The following is a 13,651-nucleotide window of genomic DNA, read 5'->3' as shown; positions in this document are numbered from 1 at the left end:
ACCGCGCCCTCCCTGGCGATGCGACCAATGACCCGGATCGCCGGCTTCGCGCTGCTTCCGGCGTCGAGCGGCGGTGATTGTTCGCGCGCAGGCGTTGACCGTCCATAGGAAGATTTCGCGCTTGTAATGTATGGCGGCAGGTGACACGCGCGCGTCGTGCGCGTTCTTTACCAGGCACTAGCCGCGCTGTCAGCGCGATGCACCTAAAGCTTGAGGTAAATGCCCCGCCGGTCCATCGCCCACACGATCAGCCACCACAGCGCCACGAACGCCAGCGCGAACGCCAGCGACGGTATGTACGGGCCGAAGCGCGGCGTCATCCAGTCGGCGAACCCGTGCCGGTAGATCGGCTCCTGCCAGCCCAGCGCGGGCAGCGCGATCTGCAGCAGTTCGGAGCCGGCATAGGCGGCGATGGCGTTGATGCCGAAGCGGCGACCCCATGCCGGCCAGCCGCAGCGGTCGATCAGTACGTGGAACGCCAGCAGCGCCAGCGCCGCCCAGCCGCTGGCCCACAGCACGAACGAGGGCGTCCACAGGTTTTTGTTGAACGGCAGCCACCACGACCACAGCGCGCCAAGCAGCAGGCATGCGGCGCCGGCCAACAGCAACCTGCGCAGTTGTTCGCGGCGCAGCCAGCAGCCCATACGCAGCCCGAGCAGGGTGCCGGCCAGCGCCGGCAAGGTGGAGAGCAGGCCTTCCGGGTCGTGGCCGCGGCCGCTGGCCGGGTCGATCAGGTAGACGTGGCCGCCGAACATCGCGCTGTCGATGCGGCTGGCGAGGTTGCTCCACGGCTCCAGCGAGCCGCCGAGCAGGAGCAAGCCCCAGTAGCCGAGCAGCAGTGCCGCGATCGTCCACCACTGCGTGCGCGCTTTCGTGTGGATCGCGAACAGCGCCACGCCGGCAAAGCACAGTGCGATCCGCTGCAGCACGCCGGGAAAACGCAGGTGCGCCAGCGGCAGCCACCACGCCGCCAGCAGGTTGATCGCCACGCCAAGTGTGAGGATGCGCAGCGCACGCCACAGCGCGGCGCGGGTCAGCGCGGACGGCGCGGCGCCCTGCTCCAGCCGCGGCAGGATCGCCAGCGCCACCGACACGCCGACCACGAACAGAAAGAACGGGAACACCAGGTCGGTAGGGGTGCAACCGTGCCATGCCGCATGCTCCAGCGGCCAGTAGACGTGGGCTCAGTCGCCGGCGTCGTTGACCAGCAGCATCGCCGCCACGGTGCATTCGCGCAGGGCGTCGAGGGAGGCGAGGCGTTTCATGCAGCGAGAAAGCACAAAAGAGCGGGAACACTTCCCCCTGCAAGGGGACAAATCGGCAGGACTGCCGATTTGCACGGCGCCCGCCGCCCGCAGGGTGGGGCCATGGATGGCCCGAATGCAGGCAGGGAGGGGGTGGCGCAGGGTCGCCGCAAAGATCAAAAGCGAACCCCTCCCCAACCCTCCCCTGCGAGCAGGGGAGGGAGCAGGCCGAGTCCGCTCGCAAAGCGCAACTCATGGCGTCAGCGTCACGCGGCCGATCGCGTACAGCGGCCCGTCGGTGGGCGCGGTGTAGATCAGGCACAGGCCGCGCTCGCCGCTCGACGCGGGCAGCGGTGCGCGCAGTTCGAACCGACTTGGGCCGCGCGCGGGATCGGGCAACGGCATGCTGGCCAGCACGGCGCCGTCGCAGCTGTCGGCATGCACCACCAGCTCGCCGAACGGCGTGGCGTGCGGGCGCGTCACCACCAGTTTCTGTTCGTGCGCCAACGCGAAATTGCGCGGCAGGCGCACCGCCTCGACATGGATCGCGGCGACGCCATCCATGTGCGTGACGGGAAACAGCTGGCAGGTGTCGAACACGTTCACCGCATACACCGGCTGCGTGCTGGCAGCGTCGGGCGCCGGCTGCAGGCGCAGGCGGAAGTTGCTGCCGGGACAGTTCTCCAGCTCCGTGCCGGGCAGGCTGAGCAGCTGGGCGCGATCCAGCACGCGCTCGCGCGGCGCGGCCAGCGCGCTGCCGTCGGCGGCGAAGCTGGCGGCGCGCACGGTCGCCGGCAATGCCGCGGTGAACGGCGCGCCGTAGCGCGGCGAGGCCGGCGTGGGCACGCTGCCGTCCAGCGTGTAGTGGATGGCGCCGAAGCCGGCCTGGTCGGAAAGCGTCACCGTGGCCCGGCCGGTGGCCAGCGCGACGTTGCGGTCCGCCGCGATGTCCACCGCGAAGGCGCTGTCGGCATAGGCGACGCGCTGCGCGCGGTAGCGCGCGAACTGCGCCGGCAGGCGGGCGAGGAATCCCGGCCAGTGGTTCGCGCCCGCCGGCGACCAGGCGACTTCGGCGAGCGCGGCCAGCCGCGGGAACACGGCATGTTCCACGTGCGCCATGGTGGGCATGTGCTCGGTCCACACGTTGGCCTGCACGCCCAGCACGTGCCGCGCCTGCGCCGCGCCGAGCACGGCCGGCACGGTCGGGAAGGCATACACATTCTGCAGCGACTCCACGCCGAGGCGGCCGGCGTATTCGTCGGCGAGATCGCCCTGCGCGTGATCGAAGTACAGCTGCGGCGCGGGCGACAGCACCACGTCGTGGCCCATCAGCGCCGCCTTGATCGCGCCATCGGTGCCGCGCCAGGACATCACGGTGGCGTCGGCGGGCAGGTTGTCGCCGTCGAGGATCTCGTCCCAGCCGACCAGCTTGCGGCCATGCCGGTCGAGGTATTGGCCGACGCGGTCGATGAACCAGCCCTGCAGTGCGTTCTCGTCCTTCAACCCCAGCGCACGCAGCTTCGCCTGCACCGCCGGCGAGGCCTGCCACTGGTCCTTGATCGCCTCGTCGCCGCCGACGTGGATGTAGCGCGACGGGAACAGCGCCATCACCTCGTCGAGCACGTGCTCGATGAAGGTGAAGGTGGCGTCGTCGACGTTGTACAGGTACGGGTTGACGCCCCAGTCGATCGACACCGGCGGCCGCCGTCCGGTGACGCCGAGCTGCGGATACGCCGCCACCGCGGCCTGCGCATGGCCGGGCATGTCGATCTCCGGCACGATGGTGATGCAGCGCGCGGCGGCGTAGGCCACCACGCGGCGGACCTGGTCCTGGGTGTAGAAGCCGCCGTAACGCCGCGGCTCGCCGTCGTGGCCGGCGTCCGGCGGCGTGCGCCAGCCGCCGATCGCCGTGAGCTCGGGATAGCGCCGGATCTGGATGCGCCAGCCCTGGTCGTCGGTGAGATGCCAGTGCAGCACGTTGAGCTTGTGCTGGGCCATCTGGTCGAGCAACTTCTCGATCTCGGCCACGCTCTGGAAATGCCGCACGGAATCCAGCATCAGGCCGCGCCAGGCGAAGCGCGGCTGGTCGCGGATGGACAGCGCCGGCACTTCGACCGCGCCCTGCTTCGCATCGGGCGTGAGCAGCTGCCACAGGGTCACCGCGCCGTGGAACAGGCCGGCGTCGTCGCGTGCGCTGACGCGGATACCGTCGGGCGTGATATCCAGCGCGTAGCCTTCGCGCTCCACCACCGGCGCCGTGGGGTCGCGGCGCAGCACGATCGCGCGCGCGGTCGGTGCGCCGTGCTTCAGCGGCAGATGCAGGCCGCGGGTGTGCGCGACGAGGTCGGCCAGCCAGGCGCCGGTGCGCCTCGTCGAGGCGGCATCGTCGGCGAGCACGATCGGCGTGTTCGCATCGACGGTGAAGCGGCCGGCCTCGACGCGCAGCTGCGCCGGCAGCGGCAGCAGGGCGGGCACCGGCGGTTCGGCAGCACGGACGATTCCGGCCAGGCCCAGTGCCAGGGTCGCGCAGCCGAACAGGATCAAACGGCGGGTCATCGGCGGTCTCCGTCGCGGCAGGTGGAACACGCTAGCAAAAAAGCGGGCCCGGCAACGCACGGTCCGGGCCCGGTTGGGGAGGATCAGGCCATCCATGGCCTGGGTCGAACTTCGGCGTCAGAGCTTGAAGCGCAGGTTGAGGTAGTACTGCCGGCCGTTGTCGTAGAACGCATATGGCTGTTTCCCGTAGGCGGCGTTCTGGGTGAAGTACTTCAGCTTCGGGCTGTTGAGGTTCATCGCGTCCAGCGACAGCGACATCCAGTCGGTGAGCTTCACCCCGAACGAGGCGGCGAGGTTACCGATGCCCTGCTGGAAGTAGGTGTCGGTGCGGCTGACGCCGGCGTAGAACTGCGAGCGGTAGGTGTAGCTGATGCGGGCGTTGAAGCGCTGGTTCTCGAAGTAGCCGGAGAGGTTGTAGGTATTCTTCGAGGCGCCCTGCAGCGGCTTGTCGCCGGAAGCATGCGCGTCGGCGTAGGTGTAGTTGGCCTGCACGCCGAAGTTGTCGCCGATCGGCTGGATGTAGTTCAGCTCCACGCCGCGGACCTGGCCGTTGACGTTGCGCGGCACGCTGATCAGGTAGTCGTTGAACACGTCGTGGCCCGCGGCGGCGGACGCCTGCATGTCCTTGAAGGTGCGCACCTCGTTGCCGAAGTTGACGTAGTCCTTCAGGTTCATCGCGTACACGCCGGCCGACAGCAGGCCGCGTCGCGCGAAGTACCATTCCAGCGACGCGTCGAAGTTGCTCGACACCAGCGGCTTCAGCTTCGGGTTGCCGCCGCTGCCGGTGTGGGTGAGGTCGTCGGCCGACACGTAGCCGGCCAGCGCCGAGTAGTCGGGTCGGGTCATGGTCTGCGACGCGGCGAGGCGCAGCAGCAGGTCGTCGCTGAACGCGAGCTTGAGATTGGCGCTGGGCAGGAACTTGCCGTAGTCGTGGCGATAGGTGTTCCAGTAGTAGTCGCCGAAGGCCGAGCCGGTGATCGGGCCGGTCACCGTGGTCGCCTCCGCGTCGGGCGCGGTGCTGGAGTAGCCGATGTTCTCCTTGGTCTTCACGTAGCGCACGCCGACGTTGCCGCTGGCGATGCCGGACTCGAAGTTCAGCTGCAGGTAGGCGGCCGAATCCTTTTCCTCGACCTTGTAGATGTCGTTGAAGTAGAAGCGGCCGACCGGGTCGCGGTTGGCGAACTGGGCGTCGATCTGCGCCAGCTGGGCCGGCGTCCAGTACCAGATCGGGCCGGGGAAGCTGCCGCCGAGCGAGCTGTTGAAGCCGCCCGGGTAGGTGCTGTAGGTGCCGGTCGGATAGGCGGCCGGGTTCTGCCAGTCGGAGGCCCAGTTCGGACCCTGCGCCACCTCGAACGGGTTCGCGCGGGTGTGCTTGGCGTAGCGGGCGCCGAACTGCAGCGAGCTGAGCGCGCCGTCGTCAAAGCTGAGCTCGCCGTCGAACTGCGCCCAGTCCTCCTTGTCCTTCACCTTGATGCCCTGGCCGCCGAAGATCCAGCCGGCGGCCGGCAGGATGCCCGACGGCGAGGTGTTGTCGCCGCCCAGGGTCCAGTTGATCGGCTTGCCGAGACCACGCATGTCCCAGCTGGCGCCGGCGCCGCCGGCGGTGCCCAGCTCGATCACGTCCTGGGTCGGGCTGGAGCCGGTGCCGCGGGTGGTGCCGAGCTGGCCCTTGAGGTCGAGGTGATCGGTGGCGCGCCAGTCGGCGCTCAACGTGAGGTACTTCGACTCGGAAGCCGCGCCGGGACGCGAGATCTGGTCGTACACGCCGTAGGCGCCGGTGCCGCCGGCGATCGAGCCGCTGGTGACCACGTTGTTGTTGATCGCGTTGGCGGTCAGCACGCCGCCGTTGGCCAGCGCGCTGCTGGCCCACATCATGTAGTTGCGGTTGTAGTTGTCGGCCTTGAGCTTGGAGTAGAAGCCATTGAGGTCGAGCGTGAGGTTGTCGGTCGGCTTGACCTGGAAGTCGATCACGCCGCCCTTGCGCTCGCGCTCCTGGGTGAACAGCACCGCACCGATCTCGTTCGGGTAGTACACGGTGTTGCCGCCGACCGTGGTGGGCAGGTAGCCGCCCACCACCTCCTGGCCGTTGCGCTGCAGGCTGCGCTTCTCGTAGAAGCCCTGCACCAGCACGCCGACGGTGTCGGCGTCGTTCTTCCAGTTGAACAGGCCACTGAACTGCGGCTTGGTGTCGCCGGGCAGGTCCGAATACACGCCGCCGATCGAGGCCTCGGCGGTGACCGGCTTGGCGAACTCCAGCGGCTTGCGCGTGATGATGTCGACCGAGCCGGCGCTGCCGCCCTCGACGATGCTGGCCTCGGAGGTCTTGTGCACCACCACCTGGCTGACGACCTCTGCCGGCAGCAGGCTGTAGCTCACGCTGCGGCCCACGGTCTGCACCTGGCTCAGCACGAACCAGTCGCCGGTGCCCACGGCGTGGCCGTTGACCAGGGTCTGGGTCAGGCTGGGCGCGGTGCCGCGCAGGCTGACGCGGTCGCTCTCGTCGAAGCCGCCCTCGCTGGCGCTGGACGAGCTGATGTTGACGCCGGGCAGGCGCTGCAGCGTGTCGGCCACGTTCTTGGCCGGCAGCTTGCCGACGTCTTCGGCGGTGACGATCTCGACGTGCGAGGCGGAATCCTTCTTCAGCGCCAGCGATTCGGCCTCGCTGTCGCGGATGCCGACGACGGTGACCGTGCCCAGTTCCTTCGCCTTGGTCTTGTCGGCACGGCTCTGGGTGGCGGTGTCGCTCTGCGCGGCATCCTGGGCGTACAGCACGCCGGATACGCACAGGCTGGCGATGATGCTCGCGGCTAGCAATGTCTTGCGGTAGTTCATGATCTCCTCCCCTCAGAGGCTGGCTCGAATCAAGACCGGCATGACGACGGTCGCGGACGTTGTGCAGTGGTTTGGCTTGGCGCCGTGTTGCCGGACTGTGTCCATCTCACGCTCCCGGGCGTTCATCCAGAAACCAGCTTGCGGCGCCGATGACACCAAGCTGGCCGTGTTCGATCAGTCGTACCGGAACCTGTTGCAGGTAGGCGCGCATCACGCCCTTGTTGAAGTAGCGCTCGGCGAAGCTGCTGGACAGCAGAAACGGCTGGATCTGCGGCAGGATGCCGCCGGCCAGGCAGACCCCGCCGCAGGCGCCGTACAGCAGCACCAGGTCGCCGACGAAGCTGCCGAGCAGGCCGCAGAACACTTCCAGCGCCTCGCTCGCCGCCGGGTCGCCGGCGGCGAGCGCCGCGCCGGTGACCTGCGCCGGCGTCAGCAGCCGCGCCGGGCTGCCGCGCAGCTCGCACAACGCCCGATAGAGCTTGAGCAGGCCCGGGCCGGACAGCGCATCCTCGAACGACACGTGCGCGCGCTCGCGACGGAACAGGCGCAGGATCTCGATCTCGCGCTCGTTGCCCGGCGCCAGCGACACCTGCCCCGCCTCGGTGGCCAGCACCTGCGCCCGCGGCCGGCCCGGCAGCAGCACCGCCGAACCCAGCCCGGTACCCGGACCCATCACCAGCACCGGCCCGGACGCCGGCGGCAGCGTCGCGTCGATGATCGGACGGGTCTCCTCGGCCGCGACGAACTGGGTGGCGTAGGCCAGCGCCTGGAAATCGTTGATCACCACCAACTGCCGGATGCCGAGGCCATCGCGGATCTCGCGGATCGACACCGGCCACGGCAGGTTGCCGTTGACGATCGCGTCGTCCAGCACGTAGCCGGCGCACGCCACCGCGCAATGGCGCAGCTCGTCGCGCAGCGCCGCGTGCGGCGTGCCGGCCAGCTGCCCGACGAAATCCTGCAGCATCGCGGCGAGGCCGGACCATTCGGCACAGCCGTAGCGGTGGTAATGCAGCACGCTGACCGGACGCGGGCCGTTCGCGTCGCCGACCACCAGGCCAATGCGCGCATGCGTGCCGCCGACGTCGGCGGCCAGGAACGGCTGTTGCGGACCCGGTCCGGACGCACCGGCCCACTCCGACGCCGACGTATCGGCAGCGGCCGCGGCCTGACGCTGCTTGGCGACTTCCCCCACTGTCCTCTCCCGTGGCCAGTCATGGCCCGCCCCGATCGCGCCGGCGCGGCCTGATTCGGGCGGAGTCTGCAGTCGGAATGACAACGTTGTCAACCTGGTTCGCCGTCACTCCTGGAACGTTCGATGCGGCAACGCAAAATAGCTGTCATGGCACTCCTGAGCCGCGCCTTACGAGGCTGCCGAAACGGCTTTGACAGAGGTGTATTCGTATGAAACGGCATCAAACGAAATGCCTGTTGCAATGCCGCAACGACGCTGCCGCATGACCGCCTCGACGCCGCCGCCACGGGCGCGCACCGAGGCCGTTGCGGGCGATCTGTTGACAACGTTGCACTTTTCGGCAATTAAAGAGACATTCCCGTCTGCCCCGGCCACCCGGCCGGGCGGCACGGCGACTCCGGGGAGAACCATCCATGGCAACCACGCTGGCAGCGGCGCCGTCCGACCGCACTCATCTCGGGCCGATGCTGGTGATCGGCGTGCTGTTCTTCATCTTCGGCTTCGTCACCTGGCTCAACGGGCCGCTGATCACCTTCGTCAAGCTGGCCTTCGATCTCGACGACGTGAACGCCTTCCTGGTGCCGATGGCGTTCTACCTGTCGTATTTCTTCCTGGCGCTGCCGTCGTCCTCGGTGCTGCGCCGCACCGGCATGAAGAAGGGCATGGCGCTCGGCCTGTTCGTGATGGCGATCGGCGCGGTGCTGTTCGGCCAGTTCACCACCATGCGGCTGTACCCGGGCGCGCTGACCGGGCTGTTCGTGATCGGCGCCGGGCTGTCGCTGCTGCAGACCGCGTCCAATCCCTACATCAGCATCCTCGGCCCGATCGACAGCGCGGCACAGCGCATCGCCTTCATGGGCATCTGCAACAAGCTGGCCGGCGCGATCGCGCCGTTCGTGTTCGGCGCGCTGGTGCTCAGCGGCATCGGCACGTTCGGCCAGCAGGTCGAATCGGCGCCGACGCCGCAGGCGCGCGAGGCCCTGCTCGCCACCTTCGCCGGCAAGGTGCATCTGCCGTACATGGTGATGGCGGCGCTGCTGGTGGTGCTGGCGCTCTGGATCGCGCGCTCGTCGCTGCCGGAGATCAAGCCCGCCGGCGCCAACAGCGAGCAGGCGATCGGCCACCGCGACGGCAGCATCTTCAGCTTCCCGCACCTGTGGCTGGGCGTGCTGTGCCTGTTCCTCTACGTCGGCGTGGAAGTGATGGCCGGCGACGCGATCGGCACCTACGGCCAGGGCTTCGGCCTGCCGCCGGACGCCACCAAGCACTTCACCTCGTACACGCTGATCGGCATGCTGGCCGGCTACCTGGCCGGCCTGGCGCTGATCCCGCGCTTCATCACGCAGCAGCGCTACCTGGCGGTATCGGCCGTGCTGGGCGTGGTCTTCGCGCTCGGCGCCTGGCTGACCCACGGCTACGTTTCGGTGGCGTTCGTGGCGGCGCTGGGCTTTGCCAACGCGATGATGTGGCCGGCGATCTTCCCGCTGGCGATCAACGGGCTCGGCCGCCATACCGAGGCGGGCTCGGCGCTGCTGATCATGGGCATCGCCGGCGGCGCGGTGGTGCCGCAGCTGTTCGTGCACCTGAAGCAGCACGTCGATTTCCAGCTCGCCTTCACCGCGCTGGTGGTGCCGTGCTACCTGTACATCCTGTACTACGGGCTGGCCGGCCACCGCACCGGCCAGCGGCAGGCACCGTGAGCCGGGAGTTCGCCAAGGCCCGGCCATAAGCTAGGATGCCTGCGCCGCCGCACCGATGCGTGCGGCGCCGCCGGCACCATGGCGCGACCGGCGACCAATCCTTTCGAAACACGAGGTTCAGCGGGTGCGCAGCGCCACCATCAAGGATGTCGCGGAACGGGCGGGCGTCTCGCTGAAGACGGTCTCGCGGGTGATCAACAACGAGCCCTCGGTGCACCCGCGCACGCGCGCGAAGGTGCAGCGCGAGATCGACGCGCTCGGCTACCGTCCCGACCCCTCCGCGCGCAGCCTGCGCAGCACGCGCGCCTACGCGATCGGACTGGTCTACGACAACCCGAACGCGCACTACGTGATCAACCTGCAGCGCGGCGTGCTGGCCGCCTGCCGCGCCAGCGGCTACGGCCTGCAGATCCACCCCTGCGACTCCGCCTCGCCGAAACTGGCCGACGAGCTGCGCGAGCTGGCGCAGCGCGCGCGGCTGGCCGGGCTGGTGCTGGCGCCGCCGATGTCCGAGCAGCCGGAACTGATCCGCGCGCTGAGCGCGGCGCAGGTGCCGTTCATCCGCATCCTCTCGGCGCGCGAGGACCCGCGCGACGGCTACCCCTGCGTGTACGTGGACGACCGCGACGCCGCCTACGCGATCACCGAGCACCTGATCCAGCTCGGCCACCAGCGCATCGGCTTCCTGTCGGGCGGCAGCGGGCACCGCTCCAGCCAGGAGCGCTACCAGGGCTACGCCGACGCGCTGAAGGACTACGGCATCGCGCTCGACCGCAAGCTGATCGTGCCCGGCGACTACACCTTCGACGACGGCTTCCGCGGCGCGCGCAAGCTGCTGGCGCTGAAGGACCGCCCCAGCGCGATCTTCGGCTGCAACGACGAGATCGCCGCCGGCGTGCTGGCCGCGGCGCACTCGGACGGCATCAACGTGCCGTACGAACTGTCCATCGCCGGCTTCGAGGACAGCCCGTTCTCCAAGCAGTCGTGGCCCGCGCTGACCACCGCGCGCCAGGCCACCGAGGACATTGCCCGCCACGCCGCGCAGCGCCTGATCGGCGATCTGCAGCGCGCGGCCAACGGCGAGCCGGTCGACAGCCGCAACGAGGGCTTCAGCCCCGAACTGGTGGTGCGCGGCTCCACCGCGCCGCGGCAGACCGCACCCGGCACGCGCGGCCCCAGCAAACGGCGCAAGCCGGCGGGCTGATACCGAGACCATGCATGCGCATGGCGGACAGTGCCGCCGTGCTTTACGCGACGGCAACATCAAGAGCGGCGGGCAGTGCCCGCCACTACGGCGCTCATATTGCTGCCTGTACCTGCTACGTGCAATTGCCGTAGCGAGTCATCGTCTACCAAGCACCGTTACAGGCTATGCACGCGCGGCGTGAGCGGCGGATCTGCTCGTCAGGAAACCAAGGAATCACGCAATGCACGGCCTACCGGATGTGGTTGCAGGAAAGAATTGTCGACGGCGCCCTCGCCCGCGTTCGACAGCATGTGAATCCGGAACGCGTCTTGGGGGACGAACGTTTCCAGCGCATGGTAGAGAAGACACTGGGTCGACCCGCAGCTTGTCGGCCTGGTGGTCGACCAAGCGCAAAGAGCGGCATTTAGTTGGCTCCGTCCCCTGTAATTCTCGCTCCCTTTAATCTTCCAATTTCCGACGAAAACAGTCCATTTTTGCCACGTAACTTGTATTCGTAAGTACCCCCTATGGGGGAACTCTCGATAGACACGACGCCACGCGAGAGCGAATACGTATAGGTGGGCCGCCCACGGTACTTGGGTGACCGACAGGTGATGCGGTAGGCGTCGCCTCCTGGTTGCGCGACACTTCGGCAGGACAAGCCGTGGTATTTCCACTGCTTCATTGGCATGGCTTTGGGAATGACGATCTCGAGCAGGCCGGTTAGGCAATAAAAGGCGTCGTTGCCGCAATCCTCATAGGCGCTGGTCATCTCGCTACGTGAGGTATTGATGCGCGCGCGCGCCGTACCCTGTATCTCCACATCGTGAGTGATGACATCGATGACGATGGATAGACTGCTGGCTTTGCCGGTCCCGTCGTAGATATAGCCCCTGACCTGCTCGGCGCTATGCACCACAGGAAGCAGACCGAAGACCAAGACGATAACAACCGCAACAAGAGAAGCTCCGCGTTGCATGGTCTATTGGTCTCCGTCATAGAGTTCGTTATCGTGATGCGGACATCACCCCCGCGCAATCACCCCGATCGCCAGCAACGCCAGCACCACGCCGGCGAGGTTGAGCCGGCTCAGCCGCTCGCGGAAGACCAGCAGGCCGAGCAGCGCGCCCAGCGCCACCACGCCGAGGTTCATGCTGGCGAACACCAGCGCCGGATGCTGCGGCAGCGCGCGATGGCCGCGCAGGTAGAACAGGATGTTGCCGAAGTTGGCGAGGCCCAGCAGCAGGCCGGCCAGCGCGTTGCGCGCGGTGAAGCGGGTGTGCCCCCGCACGCGCCGCCACAGCTGCAGCGCGAATGCGACCACCAGCGCCAGCGCGAACATCGCCTGCAGTGACGCACCCAGCGGCACGCCGGCCAGCGCCACGCGCTTGAACAGGACGTCGATCACGCCGAAACCGCCGAACACCGCGAGCGGATACAGCCAACCGGCAGCGCCGTGTTCCGCCGTGCCCTGCCCGCTGCGCCAGACCATGCCCAGCAGGGCGAGCAGGCCGAGCGCGATGCCGATGCCCTTGGGTACCGTGAGCTGTTCGCCGAACAGCGCGAACGCGGCCAGCAGCGAGAGCAGCAGCGACAGCCGCTGCGCCGCGTCACTGCGCACGATGCCGGCGTGGCGCACGGATGCGGCCAGCGCCAGGAAGATCGTGGGCAGCAGCACGCCCAGCGCGACCAGCGCCAGCCACGGCGCGCCGGGCGCGCGCAGCGTGGCCAGCGGCGACTGCAGCAGCCACGCGGTGAGCACACTGGTCGTCACGTAGTTCCAGGCGATCGCCTGGCCCACGTCGACCTCCGTGCGGCGCGCCAGCTTCAGCAGCACCGACACCAGCACGCTGCACACCACGCTGAGCAGTACGTAGATCATTTCCTACCCCGCCCGTGGCGGTGCCGACGCCCGCTCAAAATGCATCCAGCGGAATCTTCAGGTAGCGCATGCCGTTGCCCTCGGCCGGCGGCAGTTGGCCGGCGCGCATGTTCACCTGCACCGCCGGCAGCAGCAGCGCCGGCACCGCCAGGGTGGCGTCGCGCGCGCTGCGCATGCGCACGAATTCATCTTCGCCGATGCCGTCGCGCACGTGGATGTTGTCGCGGCGCTCGGCGCCGATGGTGGTCTGGTGCACGAACACGTCGCGGCCGGCGGGCTTGTAGTCGTGGCAGAGGAACACCCGGGTGGCGTCCGGCAGCGCGAACAGGCGCTGGATCGAGCGGTACAGCGTGCGCGCGTCGCCGCCGGGGAAGTCGCAGCGCGCGGTGCCGTAGTCGGGCATGAACAGGGTGTCGCCGACGAAGGCCGCGTCGCCGACCAGGTGGGTCATGCAGGCGGGCGTGTGGCCGGGTGTGTGCAGCGCCTGCGCCTCGATGCCGCCGACCCGGTAGCGCTCGCCGTCGGCGAACAGGTGATCGAACTGGCTGCCGTCGCGCCGGAAGCCGGGGCCCGCGTTGAACAGCTGGCCGAAGGTGTCCTGCACGTCGCGGATGTGCTCGCCGATGCCCAGCCGGCCGCCGAGCTGCGCCTGCACGTACGGCGCCGCCGACAGGTGGTCGGCGTGCACGTGGGTGTCGATCACCCAGTCCAGTTGCAGGCCCTGCGCGCGCACGAAGGCGATCAGCGCGTCGGCGGATGCGTGGCCGGTGCGGCCGGAGGCCGCGTCGTAGTCGAGCACGCTGTCGAACACCGCCGCCCTGCCGCTGGCCGGGTCCCATGCCACGTAGCTGAAGGTATGGCTGGCTTCGTCGAAGAAAGCCTGCACCTTGGGGCGATGCATGGTCACTTCCTTCCGTCGCGTGGTGACCGGGGCGGTGTCGGGATGGAAGCCATGATTCCGTTTCCTGAAGAGGCAGACGCGGGGATTATCGCCCTTGCGCGGTCTGCCGCCACATCGCGCCCTGTCACGACACGCCGGGCACCGGCGTCCTTGCA

Annotated in this window: 8 protein-coding genes and 1 pseudogene; 2 read left to right on the top strand and 7 right to left on the bottom strand. The window is 68.7% G+C overall.

Going from position 1 to position 13,651, the window contains the following annotated elements:
• Window positions 1–203: 203 nt before the first annotated feature.
• The 4 genes and pseudogenes from R5H19_RS07680 to R5H19_RS07665 form a co-directional block, all read right to left on the bottom strand.
• Window positions 204–1,265: pseudogene (locus R5H19_RS07680) on the bottom strand (DUF5009 domain-containing protein).
• Between the two features lie 231 nt (window positions 1,266–1,496).
• Entirely contained in the window at window positions 1,497–3,800 is a 2,304-nt protein-coding gene (locus R5H19_RS07675) for a family 20 glycosylhydrolase (RefSeq protein WP_318158403.1), read from the bottom strand.
• Between the two features lie 117 nt (window positions 3,801–3,917).
• Window positions 3,918–6,632 (bottom strand): TonB-dependent receptor, encoded by a 2,715-nt coding sequence (locus R5H19_RS07670; RefSeq protein WP_318158402.1) that lies wholly within the window; start codon window positions 6,630–6,632, stop codon window positions 3,918–3,920.
• Window positions 6,633–6,738: 106 nt separating this feature from the next.
• The gene (locus R5H19_RS07665; protein WP_318158401.1) at window positions 6,739–7,827 is read right to left on the bottom strand and encodes a glucokinase; all 1,089 of its coding nucleotides are present in this window, start codon (window positions 7,825–7,827) and stop codon (window positions 6,739–6,741) included.
• 413 nt (window positions 7,828–8,240) lie between these two features.
• Here R5H19_RS07665 and R5H19_RS07660 point away from each other — a divergent pair, with 413 nt between their 5' ends.
• A complete protein-coding gene (locus R5H19_RS07660) occupies window positions 8,241–9,527 on the top strand; it encodes a sugar MFS transporter (RefSeq protein WP_318158400.1) in 1,287 nt (428 codons plus the stop codon).
• Window positions 9,528–9,651: 124 nt separating this feature from the next.
• Window positions 9,652–10,731, top strand: a complete 1,080-nt coding sequence (locus tag R5H19_RS07655) for a LacI family DNA-binding transcriptional regulator (protein WP_318158399.1) — start codon at window positions 9,652–9,654, stop codon at window positions 10,729–10,731.
• Window positions 10,732–11,137: 406 nt separating this feature from the next.
• On the opposite strand, the gene R5H19_RS07650 is transcribed toward R5H19_RS07655, so the two are convergent.
• From R5H19_RS07650 to R5H19_RS07640, 3 genes are read right to left on the bottom strand one after another with little or no spacing between them, the layout of a single operon-like run.
• Complete coding sequence (locus R5H19_RS07650; RefSeq protein WP_318158398.1) at window positions 11,138–11,692, bottom strand: hypothetical protein; 555 nt, start codon at window positions 11,690–11,692, stop codon at window positions 11,138–11,140.
• Between the two features lie 45 nt (window positions 11,693–11,737).
• Complete coding sequence (locus R5H19_RS07645; RefSeq protein WP_318158397.1) at window positions 11,738–12,595, bottom strand: EamA family transporter; 858 nt, start codon at window positions 12,593–12,595, stop codon at window positions 11,738–11,740.
• 34 nt (window positions 12,596–12,629) lie between these two features.
• Entirely contained in the window at window positions 12,630–13,496 is an 867-nt protein-coding gene (locus R5H19_RS07640) for an MBL fold metallo-hydrolase (RefSeq protein WP_318158396.1), read from the bottom strand.
• Between the last annotated feature and the right edge of the window lie 155 nt (window positions 13,497–13,651).

The organism is Rhodanobacter sp. KK11 (assembly GCF_033345435.1).
Lineage (GTDB): Bacteria > Pseudomonadota > Gammaproteobacteria > Xanthomonadales > Rhodanobacteraceae > Rhodanobacter.
This window is presented reverse-complemented; position numbering and strand designations above follow the sequence as displayed.